General features: G+C 72.7%; 27 protein-coding genes. 12 read left to right on the top strand and 15 right to left on the bottom strand.

All coding sequences use genetic code 11. The annotated features are described in order from the left end of the window. Positions 1 to 368: 368 nt before the first annotated feature. On the bottom strand, positions 369 to 806 hold the full coding sequence (locus ACV530_RS19325; protein ID WP_494333775.1) for an ester cyclase: 438 nt from the start codon (positions 804 to 806) through the stop codon (positions 369 to 371). Positions 807 to 898: 92 nt separating this feature from the next. Here ACV530_RS19325 and ACV530_RS19320 point away from each other — a divergent pair, with 92 nt between their 5' ends. The 5 genes from ACV530_RS19320 to ACV530_RS19300 all read left to right on the top strand — a co-directional run bounded on the left by ACV530_RS19320 (position 899) and on the right by ACV530_RS19300 (position 4,438). Continuing rightward, on the top strand, positions 899 to 1,564 hold the full coding sequence (locus ACV530_RS19320) for a TetR/AcrR family transcriptional regulator C-terminal domain-containing protein (RefSeq protein ID WP_494333774.1): 666 nt from the start codon (positions 899 to 901) through the stop codon (positions 1,562 to 1,564). Between the two features lie 50 nt (positions 1,565 to 1,614). After that, on the top strand, positions 1,615 to 2,070 hold the full coding sequence (locus ACV530_RS19315; RefSeq protein WP_494333773.1) for a MarR family winged helix-turn-helix transcriptional regulator: 456 nt from the start codon (positions 1,615 to 1,617) through the stop codon (positions 2,068 to 2,070). Further along, complete coding sequence (locus ACV530_RS19310) at positions 2,067 to 2,894, top strand: ABC transporter ATP-binding protein (RefSeq protein WP_494333772.1); 828 nt, start codon at positions 2,067 to 2,069, stop codon at positions 2,892 to 2,894. Before ACV530_RS19315 ends, ACV530_RS19310 begins: the two co-directional genes overlap by 4 nt. After that, positions 2,854 to 3,675: an ABC transporter permease gene (locus ACV530_RS19305; RefSeq protein WP_494333771.1), complete on the top strand. Its 822-nt coding sequence runs from the start codon at positions 2,854 to 2,856 to the stop codon at positions 3,673 to 3,675. Before ACV530_RS19310 ends, ACV530_RS19305 begins: the two co-directional genes overlap by 41 nt. A 70-nt stretch (positions 3,676 to 3,745) precedes the next feature. After that, a complete protein-coding gene (locus tag ACV530_RS19300) occupies positions 3,746 to 4,438 on the top strand; it encodes an antibiotic biosynthesis monooxygenase (protein WP_494333770.1) in 693 nt (230 codons plus the stop codon). Between the two features lie 52 nt (positions 4,439 to 4,490). Here ACV530_RS19300 and ACV530_RS19295 read toward each other — a convergent pair whose 3' ends face one another. Together ACV530_RS19295 and ACV530_RS19290 are read right to left on the bottom strand one after the other, a co-directional pair. Next, positions 4,491 to 5,534: a L,D-transpeptidase gene (locus ACV530_RS19295; protein ID WP_494333769.1), complete on the bottom strand. Its 1,044-nt coding sequence runs from the start codon at positions 5,532 to 5,534 to the stop codon at positions 4,491 to 4,493. Between the two features lie 307 nt (positions 5,535 to 5,841). Next, complete coding sequence (locus ACV530_RS19290) at positions 5,842 to 6,564, bottom strand: SDR family oxidoreductase (protein WP_494333768.1); 723 nt, start codon at positions 6,562 to 6,564, stop codon at positions 5,842 to 5,844. Between the two features lie 125 nt (positions 6,565 to 6,689). Here ACV530_RS19290 and ACV530_RS19285 point away from each other — a divergent pair, with 125 nt between their 5' ends. After that, positions 6,690 to 7,559: a LysR family transcriptional regulator gene (locus tag ACV530_RS19285; RefSeq protein ID WP_494333767.1), complete on the top strand. Its 870-nt coding sequence runs from the start codon at positions 6,690 to 6,692 to the stop codon at positions 7,557 to 7,559. A 29-nt stretch (positions 7,560 to 7,588) separates the two neighbouring features. Here ACV530_RS19285 and ACV530_RS19280 read toward each other — a convergent pair whose 3' ends face one another. Continuing rightward, positions 7,589 to 8,464: a universal stress protein gene (locus ACV530_RS19280; protein ID WP_494333766.1), complete on the bottom strand. Its 876-nt coding sequence runs from the start codon at positions 8,462 to 8,464 to the stop codon at positions 7,589 to 7,591. A gap of 127 nt (positions 8,465 to 8,591) precedes the next feature. Between ACV530_RS19280 and ACV530_RS19275 the strand changes: the two genes are divergently transcribed. Both ACV530_RS19275 and ACV530_RS19270 read left to right on the top strand, forming a co-directional pair. Further along, positions 8,592 to 9,170 (top strand): TIGR03086 family metal-binding protein, encoded by a 579-nt coding sequence (locus ACV530_RS19275; RefSeq protein ID WP_494333765.1) that lies wholly within the window; start codon positions 8,592 to 8,594, stop codon positions 9,168 to 9,170. A gap of 117 nt (positions 9,171 to 9,287) precedes the next feature. Beyond that, on the top strand, positions 9,288 to 9,968 hold the full coding sequence (locus ACV530_RS19270) for a hypothetical protein (protein WP_494333764.1): 681 nt from the start codon (positions 9,288 to 9,290) through the stop codon (positions 9,966 to 9,968). Positions 9,969 to 10,008: 40 nt separating this feature from the next. Here ACV530_RS19270 and ACV530_RS19265 read toward each other — a convergent pair whose 3' ends face one another. The 9 genes from ACV530_RS19265 to pqqA form a co-directional block, all read right to left on the bottom strand. Then, entirely contained in the window at positions 10,009 to 10,872 is an 864-nt protein-coding gene (locus ACV530_RS19265) for a DMT family transporter (protein WP_494333763.1), read from the bottom strand. A 23-nt stretch (positions 10,873 to 10,895) separates the two neighbouring features. Further along, the gene (locus tag ACV530_RS19260) at positions 10,896 to 11,549 is read right to left on the bottom strand and encodes a response regulator transcription factor (protein WP_494333762.1); all 654 of its coding nucleotides are present in this window, start codon (positions 11,547 to 11,549) and stop codon (positions 10,896 to 10,898) included. Positions 11,550 to 11,560: 11 nt separating this feature from the next. Then, positions 11,561 to 13,252, bottom strand: coding sequence for a sensor histidine kinase (locus ACV530_RS19255; protein WP_494333761.1), 1,692 nt, complete (start codon positions 13,250 to 13,252; stop codon positions 11,561 to 11,563). A 78-nt stretch (positions 13,253 to 13,330) separates the two neighbouring features. Then, positions 13,331 to 14,290: a PrsW family intramembrane metalloprotease gene (locus tag ACV530_RS19250; RefSeq protein WP_494333760.1), complete on the bottom strand. Its 960-nt coding sequence runs from the start codon at positions 14,288 to 14,290 to the stop codon at positions 13,331 to 13,333. Positions 14,291 to 14,352: 62 nt separating this feature from the next. Then, a complete protein-coding gene (locus tag ACV530_RS19245; protein ID WP_494333759.1) occupies positions 14,353 to 15,876 on the bottom strand; it encodes a hypothetical protein in 1,524 nt (507 codons plus the stop codon). Continuing rightward, positions 15,873 to 16,931: a pyrroloquinoline quinone biosynthesis protein PqqE gene (gene pqqE / locus ACV530_RS19240; protein ID WP_494333758.1), complete on the bottom strand. Its 1,059-nt coding sequence runs from the start codon at positions 16,929 to 16,931 to the stop codon at positions 15,873 to 15,875. The genes ACV530_RS19245 and pqqE overlap by 4 nt, the downstream gene beginning before the upstream one ends. Further along, complete coding sequence (gene pqqD, locus ACV530_RS19235) at positions 16,928 to 17,206, bottom strand: pyrroloquinoline quinone biosynthesis peptide chaperone PqqD (protein WP_494333757.1); 279 nt, start codon at positions 17,204 to 17,206, stop codon at positions 16,928 to 16,930. Before pqqD ends, pqqE begins: the two co-directional genes overlap by 4 nt. A gap of 4 nt (positions 17,207 to 17,210) precedes the next feature. Then, a complete protein-coding gene (pqqC, locus tag ACV530_RS19230; protein ID WP_494333756.1) occupies positions 17,211 to 17,918 on the bottom strand; it encodes a pyrroloquinoline-quinone synthase PqqC in 708 nt (235 codons plus the stop codon). A gap of 6 nt (positions 17,919 to 17,924) precedes the next feature. Continuing rightward, on the bottom strand, positions 17,925 to 18,107 hold the full coding sequence (gene pqqA / locus ACV530_RS19225; RefSeq protein WP_494333755.1) for a pyrroloquinoline quinone precursor peptide PqqA: 183 nt from the start codon (positions 18,105 to 18,107) through the stop codon (positions 17,925 to 17,927). A 146-nt stretch (positions 18,108 to 18,253) separates the two neighbouring features. Here pqqA and ACV530_RS19220 point away from each other — a divergent pair, with 146 nt between their 5' ends. Further along, positions 18,254 to 18,844, top strand: a complete 591-nt coding sequence (locus ACV530_RS19220; RefSeq protein ID WP_494333754.1) for a ribonuclease FAU-1 family protein — start codon at positions 18,254 to 18,256, stop codon at positions 18,842 to 18,844. Positions 18,845 to 18,883: 39 nt separating this feature from the next. Beyond that, complete coding sequence (locus ACV530_RS19215) at positions 18,884 to 19,378, top strand: winged helix-turn-helix transcriptional regulator (RefSeq protein ID WP_494333753.1); 495 nt, start codon at positions 18,884 to 18,886, stop codon at positions 19,376 to 19,378. Positions 19,379 to 19,394: 16 nt separating this feature from the next. On the opposite strand, the gene ACV530_RS19210 is transcribed toward ACV530_RS19215, so the two are convergent. Both ACV530_RS19210 and ACV530_RS19205 read right to left on the bottom strand, forming a co-directional pair. Further along, positions 19,395 to 20,330, bottom strand: coding sequence for a hypothetical protein (locus ACV530_RS19210; RefSeq protein WP_494333752.1), 936 nt, complete (start codon positions 20,328 to 20,330; stop codon positions 19,395 to 19,397). A gap of 3 nt (positions 20,331 to 20,333) precedes the next feature. Further along, complete coding sequence (locus tag ACV530_RS19205; RefSeq protein ID WP_494333751.1) at positions 20,334 to 20,996, bottom strand: DUF998 domain-containing protein; 663 nt, start codon at positions 20,994 to 20,996, stop codon at positions 20,334 to 20,336. A 152-nt stretch (positions 20,997 to 21,148) separates the two neighbouring features. Here ACV530_RS19205 and ACV530_RS19200 point away from each other — a divergent pair, with 152 nt between their 5' ends. Together ACV530_RS19200 and ACV530_RS19195 are read left to right on the top strand one after the other, a co-directional pair. Next, positions 21,149 to 22,381 carry a streptophobe family protein gene (locus tag ACV530_RS19200; protein WP_494333750.1) on the top strand — a complete coding sequence of 411 codons (1,233 nt, stop codon included), beginning with the start codon at positions 21,149 to 21,151 and terminating at the stop codon, positions 22,379 to 22,381. Positions 22,382 to 22,386: 5 nt separating this feature from the next. Next, the gene (locus tag ACV530_RS19195; protein ID WP_494333749.1) at positions 22,387 to 22,800 is read left to right on the top strand and encodes a gamma-glutamylcyclotransferase family protein; all 414 of its coding nucleotides are present in this window, start codon (positions 22,387 to 22,389) and stop codon (positions 22,798 to 22,800) included. Positions 22,801 to 22,916 lie beyond the last annotated feature (116 nt).

Here is a 22,916-nt window from a genome sequence, read left to right as displayed (position 1 = left end):
TCGTGCGGCCGCGAGTGACCTCGACGCCCCCGGCACGCCCCGGAGTTGAGTTCCGCGGAGAACGCCTTGGCCGTGGCCCCGCCCCTGTCATACCTCGTCGGCGGCGTCCTGCGCCCGCGGCGTCGGCGAGTGCGATCCGTCCGCCCTTCAGCTCGGGCACGTACTTGTAGATCGTGTTCCGTCCGTTGTTTTTGCGGCCGATGATCCGGCTACCCCCAGTCCGGCCGAAAGGCAACCGGCTTCTCCACCGCCCGGCGGTAGCGCTTCGAACCCGGCCTGCCCGGATTACCGTGGCCACCTTCGACGAGATGCTGGACGCCGCGCGGGAGCGCGGGCGCAGCCGGGTGCACTGATCTCCGTACAGGCCGTCAGTCCTGCGTCGGCCAGTCCCAGCCGAGCTGGAGGAACATCCCGAGGCGGTCGCTGACGGCCCGGAGTTCGCGGATCTTCCCGTCCTTCACGGTGCAGATCCAGATCTGCTCCACCTCGCAGGAGCGGCCAGTGGGGGCGGGCATGCGGGGGTGGTGCCCGGTGTGGGTGCCGGTGACCAGCAGCCGGACCACGACCGTGTCGCCTTCGGCGATGAACTGCTGCGGCTCCAGGCCGCCTTCGCCGAAGGCCTCGAGCTGTTGGCGGAAGCCCTCGAAGGCGGCACCGGGCTCGTCCGGCTCCCCGAAGATGACCTTGTTGTGGTCGATCACGTCCAGCGCCATGTAGCGGGGCAGGTCCTCGATCCTGCGCTCGCTGAGCGCGTGGAAGAAGTCCGCGACGACCTGCTTGTTGGCCTGGATCATGGTGGTGTCCATGTATACTCCCCCTTGTTTCTTACAAAGTAAGTTTCGGTGCGGGGATACGATCTCCTTACGTTGTAAGAATGTCAAGGGGTCCGGGAGGACGCATGGTTCACAAGAGGTCGCGCGGCGAACGGGCCGGCCTGACCCGGGAACGGATCCTGGATGCCGCGCTCGCCCTGGTCGACAGCGCGGGCACGAGCGCGCTCACCATGCGCCGGCTCGGCGCCGAACTGGGCGTCGAGGCGATGACGCTCTACCACCATGTGCCGGGCAAGGACGCCCTGTTGGACGGCCTGGTGGAGCGGGTGTTCACGGAGGCGCTGCCCCTGGAGGCCGAGGGCACGGACTGGCAGCCGTTACTGCGGGCCTACGCGGACGCGCTCCGTGCCACGCTGTTGCGCCACCCCGGGGTGCTGCCGCTCGTATCCGCCCGTCCCGCCGTGACCCCGGCGACCCTGGACGCGATGGAGCGCGGACTGACCGCGCTGACCACGGCGGGCTTTCCCCTGGGGCAGGCCGTGCACGCGCTCAACTCGCTGTCCCTGCTGGTCGTCGGGCACACCTCGGCCGAGGCGGGCGACATCGGCGCCGAGGGCCCGGGCTCCGCGCCGTGGCTCGCCGAACTGGACGCCGGGCGCTATCCGTTGATCACCGAGGCGGCCCGCAGCGGGGCCGGGACGGACGACGCGGAACGGTTCGGCCTCGCGGTCGACGCCCTGCTCACCGGGCTGGCCGCGCTCCGGGCACCCGATGAGCCGCTGCCCCGATGAGCCGCTGCGCGGCCGGGACAAAGACTCTGTTTGAGAGATAAAATTGCCGCATGGCGACCGATGGCCTATCGGTCCATGTGGCCGAGGAACTGCTGGGAGCGGTGGCCGCGCTGCGCCGTGGTTCGCGGCGGGCCGCCGGGCGCGGGCCGGTCTTCGCGACGCTGACCGGTGCCGAGGCCGATGTGCTGCGGCTGCTCTACCGGCGCCCCGGGGCGTCCGTGACCGAAGCCGCCGCCGAGCTCGGCATGGCGCCCAACTCCGTGAGCACCCTGGTGGGCCGACTGTGCACGGCCGGTCTGGTGGAACGCACCCGGCGCCCGCCGGACCGGCGCGTGGTGCGGCTCGAGCTCACGGCCCCGGCCCGCCGCCGGATGAGCGAGTGGCGGGACCGGCGCTGCGCCGCCGTGGCCGAGGCCCTGCGGCGGCTGGACCCGGCCGAGCGGGACCGGCTGCCCGATGCCATCGTGCTGCTGCGACGCGTGGCCGACGCCGTGGAGGAATCATGACCTCAGGCAGGACCGGGCCCCAGCGGGCCGTCGAGTGCGAGGGACTGTCCTATCGCTTCGGCGACCGTCTGGCCGTGGACGACGTCTCGCTGTGGATCGCCCCCGGTGAGGTGTTCGGGCTGCTCGGGCCCAACGGTGCCGGGAAGACGACCACGATCCGGGTGCTCACGACGCTGCTGCCGCTGCGGCACGGACGGGCCCGGGTGTTCGGCTTCGACCCGGCGCGCAAGCCCATGCGCGTACGCCGCCTGCTGGGCTATGTGCCGCAGGAGCTGTCGGCCGACGGCACCCTCACGGGGCGGGAGAACGTGGCGCTGTTCGCCCGGCTCTTCGACGTCCCGCGGCGCGAGCGCCGGGCCCGGATCGACGAGGTGCTCGAGACGATGGGGGTGGCCGATGCCGCGGACCGGCTCGTGGCCACGTACTCCGGCGGCATGGTGCGCCGCCTCGAGCTCGCCCAGGCCCTGGTCAACCGGCCACGGCTGCTGGTGCTGGACGAGCCGACGATCGGCCTGGACCCGGTGGCCCGCTCCGGGGTGTGGGAGCGCATCGCCGAGCTGCGCGCGGCCACCGGGATGACGGTGCTGATGACCACGCACTACATGGACGAGGCCGACGCCCTGTGCGACCGCATCGCGCTGATGCACCGCGGGCGGCTGCGGGCACTGGGCACCCCGCAGGAGCTGAAGAGCGAACTGGGGCCGGGGGCGAGCCTCGAGGACGTCTTCCGCCACCACACGGGGGATCACCTGGGGGACGCCGACAGAGGAGGAGGTCTTCGCGATGTCCGCCGCACCCGCCGCACCGCCGGCCGTCTGGGCTGAGACGCCCGTACCGCCCGTCTGGCGCCAGCTGCCGGGCCGGGTCGTCGCCCTGTGCCTGGTCGAGCTGGAGAAGCTGCGCCACGACCGCACCGAACTGGTCACCCGCGCCGTGCAGCCCGCGCTCTGGCTGCTGATCTTCGGCGAGACCTTCACCCGGCTGCGCGCCATCCCGACCGGCCCGGTCCCGTACCTGGACTACCTGGCCCCGGGCATCCTCGCTCAGTCGGCCCTGTTCATCGCCATCTTCTACGGCATCCAGATCATCTGGGAGCGTGACGCGGGCGTGCTCACCAAGCTGCTGGTGACGCCCACGCCGAGAGCGGCCCTGGTGACGGGCAAGGCGTTCGCCGCCGGGGTGCGGGCGCTGGCGCAGGCGGTGGTCGTCCTGGTCCTCGCGGCCCTGCTAGGGGTCACGCTGGACACCGGCCCGCTCGAACTGCTCGGCGTGGTGGCCGTGCTGCTGCTCGGCGCGGCGTTCTTCTCCTGCCTGTCCATGACGATCGCGGGGCTCGTGCTGACCCGTGACCGGCTCATGGGCATCGGACAGGCCATCACCATGCCGCTGTTCTTCGGTTCCAACGCGCTCTACCCGATCGAGCTGATGCCGCACTGGCTCCAGACGGTCAGCAAGGGCAATCCGCTCAGCTATGAAGTGGACGCGCTGCGCGGGCTGTTGATCGGCACACCCGCCCATCTCGGTCTGGATTTCGCCGTTCTGTCGGCCGCGGTGATCGCCGGTGTGGCGGCCGCGTCGGCCCTGCTGGGGAGGCTGGCCCGGTGACGTCCGCCGCTTGACCTCAATCGCGCTTGAGGAAGAAGACTGCCGGGCACGGCAACACGAAAGGACCGCCATGCCCACCGCACACTTCTTTCCCGATGTCCGCCGCCCCGACGCCGGTACGGCCCTGATCAGCCAGTGGATCGTCCCGGCTCCCGAACTCCAGCGCAAGGCGGCGGACTTGCTGATGGCGGAATGGGAACGCCAGGGCGACGACCGTCCGGACGCGATGCTCTCGCTGACCGCGTTCCTGGGCGAGGACGGCCGGCGCGTCCTCTTCTACGCGCAGTGGACGGACGACGACGCGCACCGCACATGGGCCCGCACCCGGCGTCCCGCGACGGTGAGCCGCATCGACGCGGAAATTCCCGGCATCCAGCGGCCCGGCCTGGTGCGGTACGCGCTGTACGGCAGCCATGTCGCGGCCGGCGGCACCCCGGGCCTGCTGGTCACCCCGGCCTTCCGTACGGACGGCCCGGCCACCCAGCACCGGCTTGCCGACACGGTGCTCGCGATACTGGAGGAGGAGCGGGTGCCGGGGCTGCTGGGCGCCCACTTCCACCTGTCCAGGGACGGCGAGCAGGTGCTCAACTTCGCCGAGTGGGAAGACGAGCGGCACTGGCGCCGCTTCGCCGAGCACACGGCGCCGCGCCTGCGGTCCGCGCTGGAGAAGATCGAGGGCCTCGAGTTCCTCAACGGGCCCGGGACCGCCGGGCATTACCGCCCGTACGCGTCCCTGGTCAACGTCGAGCCCCTGGTCCGGTGAAAAACCGGAGCGGCCCGGGAGGAGCCCCGCTCCTCCCGGCCCGCCCGGCCAGTCACTTGTTGTTGTTCAGCGCGCTGCGCTTCTGCCACTCGGGCCAGGTCTCCTGCCAGACCTCGAGGCCGTTGCCGACGTCGGTCTTCACCGTGCTCGACGTGCCCTTGACCTCGACGGTCGAGCCGATGGGCAGGAAGTCGTAGACCGTCTTGGCGTCCTCGGTGGTCATGCCGAAGCAGCCATGGCTGTTGTTCACGACGCCGACGTCGTTGTTCCAGGGCGCGGAGTGCAGGAACGTGCCGGAGGCGGTCATGTGGGTCACCCACTTCGAGGCCAGCGACCACTGATTGCCGTAGCCGATCGTGGACGAGTCCATGACCTCGTCCGCGTTCTTGCTGCGCACCGTGTGGATGCCGCCGCGGGTGGGGGTCTCCAGGGAACCGGCCGAGCCCTTGACGCTGCCGACGACCTTGCCGTTCTCGTACATGGTCAGGCTGTGGCCCGGAACGTCGATGACGGCCTTGTGGTCGGCGCCGATCGTGAAGCCGAAGTCGTAGTCGCGGACGAACCAGCCGCCCTCCCCCGAGTCGATGCCGCCGAGCGAGCCCTTGACGGACACCTTGGTCCCGCTGGGCCAAGAGCTCTTGGGCCGCCAGTCGATGCGGTCCGCGCCGGAGTAGTCGGTCACCCAGCCCCAGGCGCCCTCGACGTTCGTCGACGTGGTGACCTTCAGCGCCTTCTCGATCTCGGCGCGCTTGCTCTTGTCGACCTTGTGGTCGAACAGGATCGAGACCGGCATGCCGGTCCCGACCGTCTCCCCGTTCTGCGGGGTGTTGGTGAGCTTGTTGACGCTCGGCGCCTGCTGCGTGGTGAAGGACGAGGTTCCGGAGGACTTCCGGCCCTTGTCCGACTCCGCCGCGGTCTTGACGGTGTAGGTCGTCTGCGGCATGACCTTGCCGTCGGACTGCCAGGAGCTGCCGTCACCGGCCAGGCGGCCGGACACGCTGTGCCCCTTGTCGTCCTTCACCTCCACGGAGGTGAGCTTGCCTCCCGCGGCCTTCACCGAGATCGGCGAACCGAGCTTGGTCTCCTTGCCGCTCACGGCCGGAGTGACGGTGACCTTGGCCTCCGGCCCCGAGTCCGCGGCCTTGTCGGACCCCCCCGAACAAGCAGTCAGTACAACAGAACCCGTGAGGGCGGATATCAACAGGACGGGGCGACGGCCCAACCTGACGTGCACTGAGTGACCTCCCAAAAACCGAAACAGCCCTGACATGCGGGCAATCAACCCCCCGCTATCCGTACAGATGATCGGAACACTGTTTCGGTTCCCGAGGAAAGCGATATTTGTCCAGGTAAATCGGCTATAGCAATGCCCATGTCACATCAGGGGACATGGGGAGCCGGGGTCAGACGAGGACCGCGCCGCCGTCGACCGTGAGGACCGTCCCGGTGGCGAACGGCTGGCCGATGAGGAACAGGAAGGCCCGGGCGATGTCGGCGGCCTCGCCCACCCGTCCCGTGGGGTTGTGCGCGGCGGTGCCGGTGAAGAGTTGTTCCCGGTCGGCGTCGCCCAGGGCCGCCGTCCACATCGGGGTCCGGACGACACCGGCCGAGACGGCGTTGACCCGCAGCGGGGCGAGTTCGACCGCGAGGGCGCGGGTCAGGGCGTCGACGGCGCCGCAGACGCTCGCCGCGACCGTCCAGCCCGGTGCCGGGCGGTCCTTGGAGATGCCGGTGGTCAGCGTGACCGAGCCGCCGGGGCGCAGGTGCGGGCGGGCGGCCTGCACGGCGGCGAGGGCGCCGAAGAAGCGCAGCGAGAAGAGGTCCCTGGCCGCGTCGAGGTCCATCCCGTCCAGCGGGGCCAGCTGCGGCGGTTCCCCGGCGGTGAACACGAGGTGGTCGAAGTCGCCGAGGCCGTCGAACAGGGCCCGTACCGCCGTCGTGTCGGTGAGGTCGGCGACCCGTCCGTGCGCGCCGGAAGGCAGCACGGCCAGGGCGCGTTCGACGCTCGTCCCCTTGCCGGAGACGACGGTGACCTCGGCGCCCTGTGCGGCGGCGGCTTCGGCGGTGGCCAGTCCGATGCCCGAGGTGCCGCCCAGTACGACGACGCGCTGTCCTTGCAGGTTCATGTGGGAACTCCGGTGAGAAGTGGTGATCCGGTGTGTCCACGATGCGGTCGTGGGGCGGCCCCCGTCCAAGACCCTTTCCGGCGGCTGTCATACCGTGAGGGCATCAGAGGTGGGGAGAAGCGCTGATGGACCTGAGTCTGCGGAAGCTGCGGTATTTCCTGGCGGTCGCCGGGCACCTGCATTTCGGCCGTGCGGCCGAGGCGTTGCACATCGCGCAGCCGGTGCTCTCGCGTCAGATCAGGTCGCTCGAGGAGGACTTGGGGGTGCAGCTGTTCGTGCGCTCGCGGCGGTCGACCGAGCTGACCGCGGCCGGCGTCCAACTGGCGGCGGACGCGGCCCCGTTGCTGGCGAGTGCCGAGGCCCTGCGGCGGCGGGTCACGCGGGCCGCGCGCGAGCCGAGGGTGTTCACGGTCGGCTTCGTGCCCGGGCTCATCGTCACGCCTGCGGCGCAGGCCCTGCGCGACCGTCATCCCGATATGACGGTCGACGTGGTCCGTACCGGCTGGGACGACCAGGCCGATGCCGTCCGTGACGGCCGGGTCGACGTCGGCTATGTACGGCTGCCCGTCGACCAACGGGGCCTGCGGATGCGGCCGTTGCTGGACGAGCCGCGCATGGCGGTGGTGCCCGTCGGTCACCGGCTGGCCGGCCGGGAGACGGCCGGCATCGCCGAGCTCGCCGACGAGCACCTGCTGCAGGACCCGGACGCCGTCCCGGAGTGGCGGGACCTCGCGGCGGAGTCCCGCTCGGAGCGGCGCCGGGCGCTGCCCGTCATGCGCACGGTCGAGGAGAAGCTGGAGCACGTCGCCGCCGGCCACGGTGTGGTCGTCCTCCCGCGGTCCGTCGTGTCGTTCTACACGCGCCCGGACATCCGGTCCCTCGCCGTGGACGACATCGGCCCCAGCCGGGTCTGCCTGGCGTGGGACGCCGCCCGTCGCAGCCCGCTGGTCCAGGAGTTCGTGGATCTCGCGGTGGAGCTCCAGGGCGGCGGGTGAGGGTCAGGTGTGCGGGTCAGGTGTGAGGGTCAGGTGTGAGGGACGACCGCGACAGGGCAGGCGGCGCGGTGCAGCGCGACATGACTGACGCGGCCGAGCTGGAAGCCGCGTACGCGATGGCGCCGTGCGGAGCCGACGACCAGCAGGTCGGCGGTGGCCGACTCCTCGACGAGCACCCGGTGGGCGGGGCCCTCGACCGTCGCGCCGTGGACGACGACGTCCGGGTTCGCCTCGTGCGGCTCGCGCAGCAGGTCGCTCAGCTCCCGTGCGGCGCGTTCCTCGTGGGTGAGGGCGTCGTCGGTGGGCAGCGGATAGTTGTCGACCGACTGGCGCGCGGGGTACCGCCAGGCGCGGACGGCCCGTACCTCGCAGCCGCGTACGGCCGCTTCCCGCAGGGCGAAGCGCAGGGCGGCCGGGGCCTCGGCCGGGTCGCCGACGCCCACGACGATCCGCCCGCACTCGCCGCGGATGTTGTGCTCCTCGCCACGGACCACGGTCACCGGGCAGTGGGCGCGGCCCGCGACCGCGAGGCTCACCGACCCCAGGAACAGGCCGGTGACGGTGCCCCGGCCCGACGGTCCGGTGACGAGCGCGGCGGCATGGCGGCTCTCCTCCAGCAGCGCGTTGACCGCCTCCTCGGGCAGGACTTCCGCGTTCACCTCGAGCTCCGGGTTGCGGTCCCTGGCCTGCCGCTGGGCGACGGCGGCGACGCGTTCCTCGGCCAGCGCCTCGGCGGAGAGGGTGCTGTCGGGCGGCTGGAGCCTGCCCTCGTAGCGCTCCCACAGCGAGGCATAGACCACGCGCAGCCGCAGGCTGTGGCGGGCCGCCTCGTCCACGGCCCAGTCCAGCGCCATCCGGCTGCCGGCGGATCCGTCGACGCCCACGACCAGCGGGCGATCCATCATGGCCACACCTCCTCAGGGGCACCCTCGCACCGCTTGTGTCGGTCATCACGCCCAGAGGGCCGTTCGGCCGATGCGGGCCGCGGAGGCCGGGTGGCCGCGGTCTCCGGGGGCGCGGATCCTGGATCCCATGACCGACACGCGGCGAACCCTGCTCGCCCGGCACGGCGAGGCGCTCGATCTGTTCACCGACCGGGTGCATGCCATCGGGCCCCGGCAGTGGGGCGCGGCGACGCCGTGCTCCGAGTGGACGGTGCGGGGCCTGGTGAACCACCTCACGGTGGAACAGCTGTGGGCGCCGCCGCTGTTGACGGGTGCGGCCGTCGGGGACCTCGGGGACTCGCTCGACGGCGACCTGCTCGGCGAAGCCCCCGCCGCCGCGTGGGACGCGGCGGCCGCCGGGGCCCGCGAGGCGTTCGCCGCGCGCGGCGCCCTCGCCCGGACCGTGCAGCTGTCGTACGGCCCGTCCGCCGCCGACGCGTACTGCTCGCAGATGACGGCCGACCTGATCGTGCACGCGTGGGACCTGTCCCGGGCGATCGGGGCGCCGGAGCGCCCCTCGCGGGCGCTCGTCTCGTTCGCGGTGCGCGAATTCGGGCCGTACGCGGAGGACTTGTCGGCGACCGGGCTGTTCGCGGAGCCGGTGCCGGTGCCGTCCGGGGCGGATTCCTGGACCGATCTCCTCGCCCGGCTGGGGCGGCAGGTCTGATCACGCAGGTCTGATCACGCAGGTCTGATCACACTCTGGCTGCGGCGCCGGGTGATCCGCTATAAGGAACGGATGACCGAAACTCCCGAAGTCACCCCCCGCAGAACCCTGTTGCGCATGGCCACGGTGATGGGGCTGACCGGCGCCTCCGGCGCGGTGATGGCCGCCTGCGGCAAGAGTGCGGGACACGCGGCGGCGAGCATACAGCCGACGCGGGCCTCCTCCGCGCCGGACGCCTCCGGACCCGACACCGTCATGATCATCCGGCATGGGGAGAAACCCAAAGAAAACGGCGACAAGCCTCCCTTCGGCATCACCGAGGAAGGCGAACAGAACGACCACGCCCTGCTGGTGCGCGGCTGGCAGCGCGCGGGCGCGCTGGTCGGGCTGTTCGCGCCCGACGGGGGCACGCCGCTGCGCCCGGGGCTGCGCCGTCCCACGGCCGTCTACGCCGCCGCTCCCCACCACGGCGGGAAGTCGGGCCTGCGGCCCAGCGAGACCGTCACCCCGCTGGCCGCGAAGCTCGGGCAGCGGCTGAACCTCGGCTACCGCACGGACGACGAGTCCGCGCTGGCCAAGGAGATCGCCGCCCGGCACGGCGTCACCCTGGTGTCCTGGGAGCACCACCGGATCTCCGCGATCGTCAAGGGTCTCGGGACGGTACGGCCCGCGCCGCCCGCGGAGTGGCCGGACGAACGGTTCGACCTTGTGTGGGTGTTCACCCGCGAGGGCTCGGGCTGGACGTTCCGCCAGGTCCCGCAACTGCTGCTCGACGGCGACCGCTCCGACCCGGCGTAGGGCCTAGGAGGTGTCCGATGCCGACCCACCGCGACACCCCCTAGCCTGGCGGTGTCGCGGTGGTCTCCACCCGGGCGAGGACCAGCGTCCCGCAGGTCACCAGGAGCACCCCGGCGGCCTCGGGGACCAGCCACCACCCGGCGCGTACGTGCTCTCCGTAGAGCAGGACGCCCAGGGACAGGCTGACGAGCGCGTCGCCCAGGGTGAGCGCGGGCTGGGAGGCCACCAGCGGCCCGGAGGTCATGGCGTGGGACAGCAGGAACAGCGCGCAGGCTCCGGAGGCGAAGAAGGCGTAGGTCTGCCAGGCGGTGAGGAACGCTCCGGCGCCGTCGTCGCCGAACCTGGTGGCCGCGGCCTTCATCAGGGCGGCGGTCAGCGCGTAGGCGATGGCCGCGGCGGCGCCGAAGAGCGCGGCGCGGGCCCGGCCGCCGGGGCGTTTCAGGGCGCCCGCGACGCACAGGCCGACGGCGCCGCCGGTCGCCGCCAGTACGGCGATCCAGGGCCCGAGAGCGAACGGCGTGCGGCCGCCGGAGGGTGCCGCCGCGCCGAGGGCGAGGCCGATGCCCACGGCGACGGCGGCCACCGCGGCCCAGCCGTGGCCCGGCAGCCGGCGCCGCAGGACCACGGAGCCGATCAGCAGCGCGAACGGCAGCTCGGTGACGAAGAGCGGCTGGACGAGCGCCAGCGAGCCCCAGGTCAGGGCCAGGGCCTGGCAGACCGCCGCGCAGATCACCGCCGCGATCCCGGCGAACCACACCGGGTGGCGCATCAGGTCGAGCATCAGCCGCGGGCGCAGGCCGCCGCCCGGCGGCACGTCGCGCGCCGCCTTGCGCTGCAGGACCGTGGCCGAGGCGTTGCTCAGCGCCGTCAGCAGCGCGAACACCACGGCCACCACCACGGTCACGGGGACACCCCACCGGACACGCCCTACGCCCCCAGCCCCGCGTCGCGGGCGAGCAGGGCGGCCTGGACCCGGTTCTCGCACTCCAGCTTGGCGAGGATCCGGCTGACGTACGTCTTCACCGTGGCCTCGCTCATGTGGATCCGCCGCCCGGCGTCGGCGTTGGAGAGCCCTTCGCCGAGCAGGGCGAGCACGGCGCGTTCGCGCTCGCTCAGGGCGGCCACCCGGCGGCGGGCCTCCTCGCCGCGCGTGGCGGTGTCGCCCGTCGCGAGGGAGTCCACCACGTGCCGGGTCGCGGCGGGCGACAGATAGGCGTTGCCCGCGGCCGCCGCGCGTACGGCACCGATCAGCTCGGCGGGTGCCGAGTCCTTGAGCAGGAAGCCGGCCCCGCCGTGCCGCAGGGCCCGCAGGACGTTGTCGCGCTCGCCGAAGGTGGTCAGGATCAGCACCCGGACGCCCGGAGCCGTGCGCCCGAGTTCGGCGAGTGCGGCCAGGCCGTCGAGGACCGGCATCTGGATGTCGAGCAGGGCGACGTCCACCGTGTGCCGCCGGGCCAGCTCGACCGCCTCGCGCCCGTCCGCCGCCTCGGCCACGACCTCGATGTCGTCGGCCGAGGTCAGGATCATCCTGATGCCCGCCCTGATCAAGGGCTCGTCATCGGCGATGAGGACGCGGATCACTCTGTCTCCTGCTACTGATCGTTCTTGACATGGAATTCACGCTTCTCGATCAGTTTCCCGTCCTTGAAGCAGAAGCGGTACACCGTGTCCTCGTTCAGCGGCCCCGAGGAGTCGGTGGACAGCAGGCTGAGGCACTTGGCACCGGCCGGCACGGCCGGACCCTTGCCCTTCAGGTCGGACGTCAGGAAGGACTTTCCCGAGGGCAGTTGCTTGCGTACTTTCTCCTCGGACGTGCCGACCTGGATCGACGCGTACTCCTTGGGCCCGATCATCGCCTTGTTCGCCGCGTCCATGAGCTTGCTCACCCCCAGCACGACCAGCAGAGCCAGGCCCGCCAGGATCACGAGGGCGACCCCGAAGCCGACGAGACAGCCGTTGCTCTTCCTGACGCTCATGATGCTCTTGAACTCCTCACGTGGATCCAGCCCGTCGATGACCGGTCCACCGTCGCCCGGAGCCACGGTCCGCATCTGCTGCCGAAAGTCGTCGCCCGCCTCGACGATGGTCGTCTCCGGGTGTTCCCCCGCGCCGTACGGGAGGACCGCCCCGAGCCGGAAGCCGCCGCCGTCCACGGGTCCGGCGTGCAGCATCCCGCCGGCCAGCCGGACCCGCTCGCGCAGCCCCGTGAGCCCCTGGCCGCCGCTGACCGCCGCCTCCCGGCAGGCGGCGTCCTGCGGTACGGACCCGTTGACGACCTCCACCACCAGGGAGTCCTGCTCGTGGTGCAGACCGACGGTGATGGGCGCGCCGGGCGCGTGCTTGTACGCGTTGGTCAGCCCCTCCTGCACGATGCGGTACCCGGCGTGGTCCGCCGCCGGGGACAGCGGGCGCGGTTCCCCCGATCGCTCGAGCCGGACCCGCATACCCGCCGTCGTGGACGCGTCGACGAGTCCGCCGATGCCCGCCACGCCCCGTGAGGCGGGCTGTTCGTCCTCGACGGTGCCGTCCTTGAGGACGCCGACCACCGCACGCAGCTCGTGCATGGCGGCGACCGATGCCTCCCGGAGCACCCCGACCGCCTCGCGCTGCTGATCGGTGAGCCCGCTGGACACCTCGAGCGCACCGCTCTGCACCGCGATCAGGGCGAGCTGGTGGCCGAGGCTGTCGTGCATGTCCCGGGCGATGCGCTGGCGTTCGCGCATCCGTGCCTGGCCGGCGACCATCTCACGCTCGCGCAGGAGCTGGAGGTTGCGTTCCCGGAGGGTTTGCAGCAGGGCGTGCCGCTGGGCCCAGTAGCGGCTGGCGAGGCCCGGGACGACCGTGGTCACCAGGAAGAAGAGCGCTGTGAAGACGACGTACGGCAACGCATGCGATTCGAACGAGAGGGTGATCACCCCGTAGAGCACAAAGGCCGCGCTGAAGGCGGACAGGGCCCGCAGCACTCCGCCGATCCTGCGCCCGGCGGACCATCCGACGACGATCAGCAGCAGGCCGAAGGCCCCGCCGCTCAGCGCGGTCAGCACGGCGGCGGCGATCAGGGCGGTCGCCGGCAGTGCGCGCCGGATCAGGGAGACTGCCGCGGTGGCGAGGGCGACCAGGACGACCGTACCGGTCCCGCCGTCCCCGAAGCCGTCCTCCGCTGCCGCCGCGAGCACGGCGAGCACCAGGGCGAGCCCGCTCTCCAGGGCGATCCGCCGCCGGGACCACTGGCCCGGTGCCGTCAGCCGTACCCACAGGTCGCGGGCCCAAGATGTCACTGCCATGCCAGGCACCATAGGCAGATCCGGGCGCCCGGGACGTTCGCCGAAGGTCGCGCGGACCGTCGACCAAAGTCGCGGGTGCTAGGGGGTGTCCCTGCGCGCCCGCGATGCCGACGACAGCAGCCAGGCCACGCCGACCAGGCCGATGACCACCAGGCCGCCGTCGGAGAACAGGGTGTAGAGGTGCTTCTGCTCACCGGTGGGGCGGGGCAGGTAGCCGTACTCGAACAGGGTGCGCTGGGTGCTGGTCGCCGTCAGCGCGTAGACGAGCCAGACGGCGATGCCGTTCATCGAGTCCCACAGGGCGTGCAGTACGGACACGCCCAGGTAGGTGGCGATCACCCGGCCGGTGAGGTGGAAGCGGCCGTCGCGGCGCTCGGCGAGCAGTGCCCCGCCGAGGATCGCGGTCCACAGCCCGTGGCCGAACGGCGCCAGCAGGCCGCGCAGGATCTCCGTCTCGACCAGTCCGCGCAGGGACAGTCCCCGGACGGTGAGCAGGGCGTTGAAGGCGTAGCCGGAGCTCTCGAAGGCGGCGAAGCCGAAGCCGACCGCCGCGCCGAGCACCAGTCCCGCGCGCCGGCCGCGGATGTCCGGGTGACGGCGCAGCAGCAGGACGAGGGCGAGGGCTTTGACGGCTTCTTCGATGAGGCCGACGCCGAGGAAGAGGCCGACCGACGGGTGCAGCAGGTAGTACTCCAGGACGGAGGCCCCCAGCACCCCGAGCACGCCGCCGACGACGAAGCAGCCGATGAGCAGGCCGAGTCCGTACACCTGGCCGTGCTTCTCGTACGCCCACAGGGCGAAGCAGCCCGGGACCAGGAAGCTGCCGAGCAGGATCAGGGTCGGCAGCAGGTTGGTGTTCTGGGTCGCGTACGTGACCACCAGGGCGAGCAGCCACAGGGCGAGGCCGCCGCCCAGGCAGTGCCACCACAGCCCCGGCTTCAGACCCGCGGGCGGCGCGGGGCGGGGCGGTGTCGGTGTCGGCTTCGGTGTCGGCTTCGGTGTCGGTTCCGGTGTCGGTTCCGGTGTCGGTGAGGCCATGGGTCAAGGGGACCGCCGCCCGCCCCGGGGCCGCCCGCCCTGCGGGCCGTCCGGGTGAACCGTCACACCCCGAGCAGGCCGTACACGTGCAGGGCGCCGGAGAACGTGGCCAGGTAGACCTTGCCGTTGGCGACCGTCGGGGGGACGAACTTCGCGTACAGGCCGACGTCGTCGCGGGCCGCGTCCATCTTGCTGTTCCACACCTCGTGGGTGAGGTCGGAGGCCTGGTAGGCGCGCAGGACACCGGCCACGACCCGCTGGTTGGCGTCGTCCTTGTAGGGGTGGGAGGCCCACAGCAGCCCGGTCGCGGGGTCGCCGCCGTGCGCGGAGAGCGACAGCATGCCGCCGGGCATCCCCAGTGACCCGCCCGGCACGCCCGTGGGGTCCGTGGTGGTGCTGGTCGACACGGGGCTCGTCAGGAAGCTTCCGCCGGTGAAACGGTAGGCGCGCAGGGCGGCGTTCTCGGGCCAGACGTACACCCACGGCCCGCCGGGGAAGTCCCAGTAGGCGGGGCCGCCGTGGATGTGGTGGGTGAGCACGCCCGGTGCCACGACCTGGAAGCTCTGCACGATCTGGCTGTCGGAACCGGCTTGGAAGTGGCCCATGTTCGCGGTGTCGAGCAGATAGAACTTGCTCATCTTGCCGCCGCCGAGCACCAGGCCGGTGCCGGGGAGGAGCAGGGGGCCGGCCGAACCGAGGTCGGCGTCGATGCGGTCGAGGACCGCGTTGTCGAAGGGCGAGAACCAGTCGGCGACGGTGAGGTCGGGGGTGAGCTTGACGAAGCAGTCGCCGAGGTTCGAACCGTCCGTGCGGAAGCCGCCGTTGCCGGTCATGACGTACAAGTGGCCGTGCTCGTCGACGGCCGCGCCCTGGCCCGCCTGCCAGATGCCGCCCAGCCCGGTGTCGGGGGTGGTGTTGTACACGCCGGTGCGCCTGAGGGTTCCCGCGTCGTACCCGAACACCCAGCCGTGGTAGGGGCTCCGGTCGCCGTACGACGCGAACGCCACGTACACCCTGCCGTTGGCCAGGGTCAACGCCGAGCGCTGGAGCTGCCGTTCGCTGGTGAAAGTGATCCGGCCGCCGACGCTGCCGTCGCCGTTGCCCGGCACGGTGGCGGCGATCCGGACCGGTGTGAGGACCTCGCGGCCGGTGTCCGTGTCGAGGGCGTGCAGCGTGTGGTGGTAGCCGTCGTGCTCCTTGGTGAAGGCGACGACGTACAGGACGCTCCGGTCCGGATCGATGACAGGGGTGCTCAGCACGCCCACCTCGACCGCGATGTCGTGGTATCCCGAGGGGCCGATATCGGGGTCGGGCAGCGGGGCCGGGGGCCCGAGCGAGGTGTGCCACAGCGGTGTCGAGGCGGCGGGGTCCTGGGCGTCGAAGGCGTACACGCTGTTGTGCATGGTGGCCACGTAGACGGCGTTGCGCAGGCAGAGCGGCTGGGCGTAGACCTCGCCGTCCACGGCGCGGGAGAAGAGCCTGCCGAAGGTGTGCGGGCCGACGGTGTCCGGGCGCAGTGCCGTCTCCAGCGGGTTGGCGCCGGTGCGCCGGTTGTCGTTGTGCTGGGTGGTGACCGGGACCGTCATGGCATCCTCCGGACGGGTACGGCGTCCGGGTCCCGTGCGGCCCCGGTGACCAGTGCGTGGTGCGGGGAGAGAGGGCAGGCGGGGTCCGTGGCGGCGGCGTCGCCGGTCAGCTGGAACGCCTGGCAGCGGCAGCCCCCGTGGTCGATCTCCTTGCGCGGGCAGCTGCGGCAGGGCTCGGCCATCCAGTCCGTGCCGCGGAACCTGGTGAACGCCGGGGAGCGGAACCAGATGTCGGCCAGCGGGGCGTCGGCGACGTTCACCACGCCCAGGCCGGGGATCTGCGCCGCGGCGGGGCAGGGCAGCACGTCGCCGTTGGGGGCCACAGTCAGCTGGCGGCTCCCCCAGCCGTGCATGCAGGGCTTCGGCAGGCCGTCGAGGTAGTCGGCCGTCACGTACACGATCTCCATCCGGCCGGCGAGCCGCTCGCGTGCGGCGCGCACCACCGGTTCGGCTTCGGCGAGCTGCTCGCGGGTGGGCAGCAGACGGGCGCGGTTGAGCAACGCCCAGCCGTAGTACTGGGCGTTGGCGAGCTCGAGCCGGTCGGCGCCGAGCCGTTCGGCGAGTTCGATCAGGGCGCCGGTGTGACCGATGGTGGCGCGGTGCAGGACGACGTTGACCGTGAGCGGCAGGCCCGCTTCCTTGACCCGGGCCGCGGCGGCCAGCTTGCGCCGGTGCACGGGGCGGCCCGCGATGGCGTCCGCGCCGGGTGCCTCGGCGTCCTGGACGCTGAGCTGCACGTGGTCGAGGCCGGCGGTGGTGAGTTCCGCGAGGCGCCGTGCGGACAGGGTCTGGCCGCCGGTGATCAGGCTGATGTAGAGGCCGAGTTCACGGGCGCGCGCGACGATGCCCGCCAGGTCCCGGCGCAGGAGGGGTTCCCCGCCGGAGAGGAGGACCTGGAGCACCCCGAGGTCGCGGGCCTCGCCGAGGACACAGCGCCACTGCGCCAGGGTGAGCTCCGCCGAACGGTCGCCCAGGTCGAGGGGGTTGGAGCAGTAGGCGCACTGCAGCGGGCAGCGGTAGGTGAGTTCGGCGAGCATGCCCAGCGGCCGGTTCACCGGGGACCGGCCGCTGGTTCGACGATCCGCCGCTCGGCCATGCTCGAGAGGAAGGCCCGGACGTCCTCGGCCTCGACGGCGGAGTACGTCCGGGACAGAGCGACGGTGACGCCGACGAGGTCGGTGGTTCCGTCGCAGAGTTCGAGGACGGCCATGGCCGTCTCGTTGAGCAGGAGGACACCCTCCGGGTGCAGCAGTACGCCGGTGTCGCGCACGGCGTCGTGGCGCAGCCGGACGCCGCTGCGCAGCCGCCACCGGGTCCGGTCGCCGGTCATCGGCTCACCCCGCCCGGCCGGCGTGCTCGAGGGCGTCGAGCATGCTCCAGAGCACATCGCACTTGAACGCCAACGCGCCGAGCGCGGCGTCCTGTTGCTGCCGTGTCGTGCAGTAGGCGGTGACGAGGCCGAGGGCGTGGCGGGCGTCCTCGGCGGCGGCGTCGGGACGGGCCGTGAAGTAGCCGAGCCCGGCGGGGGCGACCCAGGGGTAGTGGGTGCGCAGTGCGGCGAGGCGCTCGCGCATCAGGCCCGGTGAGAACAGTTCGGTGAGCGAGGCGGCGACGGCCTCGGTCCAGGGCCGGGTGCGGGCGAAGGTGACGTAGGCGTCGGTGGCGAACCGGACGGCGGGCAGGACGTGGCGCTCGTCGAGGACCTCGGCGCGGGTGAGCCCGGCGGCCTCGGCGAGGTCGAGCCACTGGGCGTGGCCGCCTGTGCCGTCGGAGGCGCCGTCCTGGTAGGCGATGCGCCGGACCCAGCGACGGCGGACCTCCGCCACGGGGCAGTTGGCGACGATGGCGGCGTCCTTCTGCGGCAGGCACTTCTGGTAGTACCACCGGTTGGCGATCCACCGGCGCAGCTCGTCATGGCTGAACTCACCCTGGTGCAGCCGCAGATGGAGCGGGTGCCGGTGCCAGTACCGATCGGCGTAGGCGTGCAGGGCCGCGGTGAAGTCCTCGGTGCCGGCCGCCCGCTCCTCCCCCGTGTCCCCCATGGGTCGCTACCACTGCCCGGAGTACGCGGTGACCTCCGCGGCGAGCTCGACGGCGGTGAAGGCGGGGGCGCGCCAGGCGGAGCACACCGGGCCGGGCCGTTCCCCGGCGGGGAGTTCGCACGCGTGGGGCGGCTTGGGCGGCTCGGCGGCCGGAGGCGCGGAGGCCGCCGTCAGCGGCGGGTTCATCATGGTTCCCCTCCTCTGCGAGGGCGGCGCCGACCGGTTGTACGGTGCGCTCTGCCAGGGTTCCAGGGTCGGGCCGGGAGGACCGGACCGACAATCACTGGATCGGGTGATATCGGGCGGATCATCGGCTGTCCCCTAAGGTCACGGACATGTCGAAGATCTTTTCTGTCGGGCAGGGGATCACGCGTCGCGAGGTCCTGGACGGCCGTGAGTGGCTCACGTATCCGGTGCGGGTGGCCGCCGACGACGGGCACACCCTGGCGGTCCATCTGGCCCAGGGGACGCCGCTCGCCTTCGGCGGCGGCCCGTTCCGCTGGGGCCCGCACCCGTGGAGCGCCTTCGAGCCCGTATGGCAGTCGGAGGGCGTGCTCCAGCTCCAGCGGCCGGGCGAGTGGTACGCGGTGTGGGGGCGCCGCGAGAACGGCCGGTTCCAGGGCTGGTACGTCAACTTCCAGGAGCCGATGCGCCGTACGGAGCACGGCTTCGACACCCTGGACCTGGAGCTGGACCTGTGGATCCCCGCGGACGGATCGCCGTACCGGTGGAAGGACGTCGACGAGTTCGAGGAGCGGGTGCGGTCGGGGGGCTTCACGGCGCGGGAGGAGAAGGCGGTGCGGCGGGCGGCGGAGGAGGTGGCCGCTCTGGTGGAGCAGGGCGGCGCCTGGTGGGAGGAGTGGCGCGGCTGGCGGGTGCCGGAGGCGTGGGGCGTGCCGTCCGGGCCGGTGGCGGGCGGGAGTTGACCCGTATCGTCACGCAACTGTCCCTGTTAGGCTCCGATCATGAAACGAGCCAGCCTGGCCGGTCTCGACTGCTCGATCGCCCGCACCGTGGATCTGATCGGTGAGTGGTGGACGCCTTTGGTCCTGCGCGAGGTCTTCCTCGGCCGCAAGCGTTTCGAGGAGATGCAGGGCGACCTGGGCATCGCCCGCAATGTGCTGACCGCCCGGCTCACGCGTCTGGTGGACGGGGGCGTCCTCGAGCGCCACGGCTACGGGCCGAGCGGCACCCGCAGCGAGTACCGCTTCACGGAGCGGGGGCGGGACCTGTTCTCCGTGCTGATGGCCCTGCAGCGGTGGGGCGACCGCTGGCTGCCGGCGGGGGACGGTCCGCCCACCCGGGTCGTGCACACGGCCTGCGGCCACGACGCGGACCCGCGCTACGTGTGCGGCTGCTGCGGCGCCGAACTCGCCCCGGACGAGCTGCTTCCACTGCCGGGCCCCGGCCGGGAGGACGACCCCGCCCACCCCTTGGTGCGCGCCCGGACGAAGGGCTGATGCCCGTCGACGCCCGTCAGCCGGTGAAGCCGAGGTGCACGTGGTCGTGGTGGGTGTCGTCGGTGAAGTACTGGTTGGCCGTGGCCCCGCCCGGGGGCCGCAGCGGCCCGCCCACGTTGTAGGACCCGGCCGCGGCGGCGTCGCGCATGAAGGTCTCGACGAGCGGCCTCGGGGCCTTCAGCACGGCGCGGTCGTCGATGCGCCAGACGTCGAGGGCCCGGCCGAGCGGATGGTCGCTGGGTTTGCGGGTGCCGAAGACCTGGAGCGGGTGCCCGGACACCACGACGCTGACGTCCATGCGGTAGGTGCCCGCGAGCCGGAGCAGCGCCCGGAGCACGCCGGGGTGCACCGCGCCGCTGCGGATGTCGGCCTCGGCGGCGGGCGGCAGCCGGATGCGCCGCTCGGCGAGCACCTCGCGCGCCTCGGCGGCAAGGGCGGGTGCCGCCGGCCCGGGCGAGCCCGGGCGCAGCGCGGTCACCGTCCAGCCGTTCCGCTGCCGGGACAGGCGTACGTCCACGGTCGTGCCGCCCGCGGTGACGGGCCCGTCACCGGTCCGGGTCCACTGCCGGCAGACGACGAGGACGCTGGCGGAGGCGGCCAGGATGCCGCCGTACTGGGCGCAGATCACCTCGAGCGCGGCCTCGTCCGCGGCGGGCCGCAGCGGGCCGGCCTGGCCGGCGAGGTCGTCGGGCAGGCCGAGTCCGGCCACCCGGGCGCGTGCCTGTGCCGCGCCTCCGCCGCCGGGCGGCCAGGCGCCGAGCGCCGTGACGAGCCGTACGGCGCGCTGCTTCACCTCGGGTGCGATGTCCGACGGGTCGGGCTGCCAGGCCGTGGTGGAGGGCAGTGCCGCGGAGGGCGTGCGGGCGGTGTCCGGCGGGCGGGTGCCGGAGCAGCCGGCCGCGCCGAGGACGAGGCCCGCCGCCCCGCACAGGACGGTCCGGCGCCGGGCCACCGTCTACCGCCGCGCTCTCGCGTCCGCGCGCACCGCCGCGGCGACCAGGACGAACCACGCGCCGACCAGCACCAGATGGGCGCGCTGCGGTACGCCGTGCCAGCCCGGCCGGCCGAGCAGCGGGCCGGTCGTGGCCACCGCCGCCACCAGCGCGGCGACCGGCATCCAGGGGGTCCAGCGGCGGACGGCCGCCCAGCGGGGCCGGTCGGCGCGGGCGGCGACGGTGAACAGGGCCATCGAGGCGAACAGTGCGGCGTGGACGAGCGCGCTGGTCGCCGTGTGCCAGGACAGGACCGCCTCGCAGCCGCGCGTCACCGAGGGGGCGCAGCTCATCGGCACGATCACATCGGCCGCGGAGGCCGCGCCGAAGGCGGCCAGGCACCAGCATCCGGCCGTGGCCCAGCGGCCGGTCCGTCGCCCGCGGGCCAGCAGGGCGCCCGCCGTCACCAGGACTGCGGCGACGAGTTCGACGGTGCCGAACAGGACGTGGAAGCGCTGGTCGGTGGCGTAGAGCTCGCTGACGTAGGAGTGCCGGGGGTCGAGCCCGGTGGGCAGGAGGAACTCCAGCACCCAGTCGTTGTAGACCACGGCCGCCGACATCAGCAGCAGGGGCGCCCATCGTGCGCGGACCTGCTTCAGGGCGGCGGAGGTCGGCTCGGACGACACGGCCTCCTCCTCGGCTTCCCTGTGACTGATGGGATTTCACGACATCTGTGCACATTGTGTGTCTCAATCCGTGACGTCCCGCAAGCGGGAGGCTGTCCCCCGGGCGCCCGCGCGGGCGGGTGGTGCCCGGCGGCGGGGCTTACGTTGATCGCGTGCTCCGGTCACTCAGGCTCTGGGGGGATGCCGTCGCCACGGTCGTCGCGGCGGTGGCGGCCATGCTGGTCGTCGCCTCGCTGGGGCTGTGGGCGGCGGGGGCCGGCGATCTGCCGTCCGGGGCGTTCCCGGCCGTGCTCGCGGCCACGGTGACCGCGGCGGCGGGCGGTTCGGTGGAGCTGACGGGAGGTGCGGGCTTCCTCGGCCGTACGGGTGCGACGCTCACCGCCGTACCGCTCTCGGTGACCCTGGCCGGGGCGCTGACGCTCGCCGCGGCCTTCCTGCGTCCGCTGCGCCGTGCCCCGGCGGACGGTCCGGAGCTGCTCGGCCGGGCCGGGCGCACGGTCGTCCTGTGGCTGCTCGCCCTGCTGCTCACCGCCCTGGCGGCCCGGCACACGTTCCGGCTCGACCTGGGCGGGTCGGTGCTCAACGACATCGGCGAGGCCCTGGGGGTGACGCCGGAGATCGGTTTCCGGGCGGCCGTGCTCCCCACGCTCGGCCGCGGGCTGCTGTGGCTGCTGGCGCTGCTGGCCGTGACGGTCGTGGTGACGCGCCGTACACCGCTGCCGGGCCGGCTGCGACGGGTGCGGGAGACGGTCCGGCCGGCCGTGTGCGCGACGGTGGCGGTGCTGCTGGCGTACGTGGCCGTGGGCGTGGTGGCCGGCGTGGTGATCCTCTTCACTCATGGCCATCCGGCGCGGACGGCAGCCGTGTTGCTGCTCGGGCTGCCCAATTTCGTCTGGATCGCGTTCGGCGTCGGCTTCGGCGGCTCGTGGGAGGGGCAGATGCCGCACGGCATCGGGCTGCCCATGCCCCAGGCGCTCGCGGCGGTGCTGCGGGGCCGCGGGGGACGGCCCGGCACCGTGGACTACGCCTCGCTCTCCGAACAGGACGGCCGTGCCTGGGTGTTGGTGCTCCTCGCGGCGCTCGCACTGCTGGCCGCCGGGGTGCTGACGGCCGTGCTCTCCCCCGCGCGGACCGGCCTGGTGCGGCTCGCGGTGAGTCTCGCGGTCACGCTGGCGGTGGCCCTGCTCGCCGTCGGCGGGCTCACCCATGTCTCGGCGCGCTACGGCCTGTCGCTGATCGGGATCGGGGACGTCGACGCCTTCGGGAACGAGGTGTGGCTGCGGGCACGACTGTTGCCACTGGCCGGGCTCGGCGCGCTGTGGGGCCTGGTCGCGGGGGTGGCGGGCGGCCTGCTCGACCGGGTGCGACGGGGCCGCCTAGGGTGACGGGCGTGGAGCCCGAACTGCCCGTCTTCGTGTACGGCACCCTGCGTCCGGGGCAGCACAACCACGACCGTTTCCTGCACGGCCGGACGACCGCCGAGGAACCCGCCACGCTGCGGGGCGCGATGCTCTACGAGGGGCCGGGCTACCCGTATGCGGTGGCCGCGCCGGACGGTACGGTCCGCGGCGAGCTGATCACGCTCGCCCCGGCGCACCACGCCGCCGTGCTCGCCGCCCTCGACGCGCTGGAGGAATGCACTCCCGGCGCTCCCGGCAACCTCTACGACCGCGTCGCGCGCGACGTGTTGCCCGACAGCGGCGGCCTTGTCCGCGCATGGGTATACCTCGCCGGGGACCGGATGTCCCGGCTGCTGCGCGCCGCCGGGACACCGGTTCCGGGCGGCGACTGGCCGTATGCGTGATGGCTCTCGCGCACCGGGTGACGCCGCGTCTCACATGCTGATCACTGCCCGAACTACGGCAACCTGAACGCTTCTTGTCACATCCTGTTCGCCAAATGGACATGAAGTCACGCCTC

The organism is Streptomyces sp. SX-6 (genome assembly GCF_059089585.1).
The sequence above is the reverse complement of the archived record's forward strand: the minus strand, read 5'-3'. Positions and strand labels throughout refer to the sequence as shown.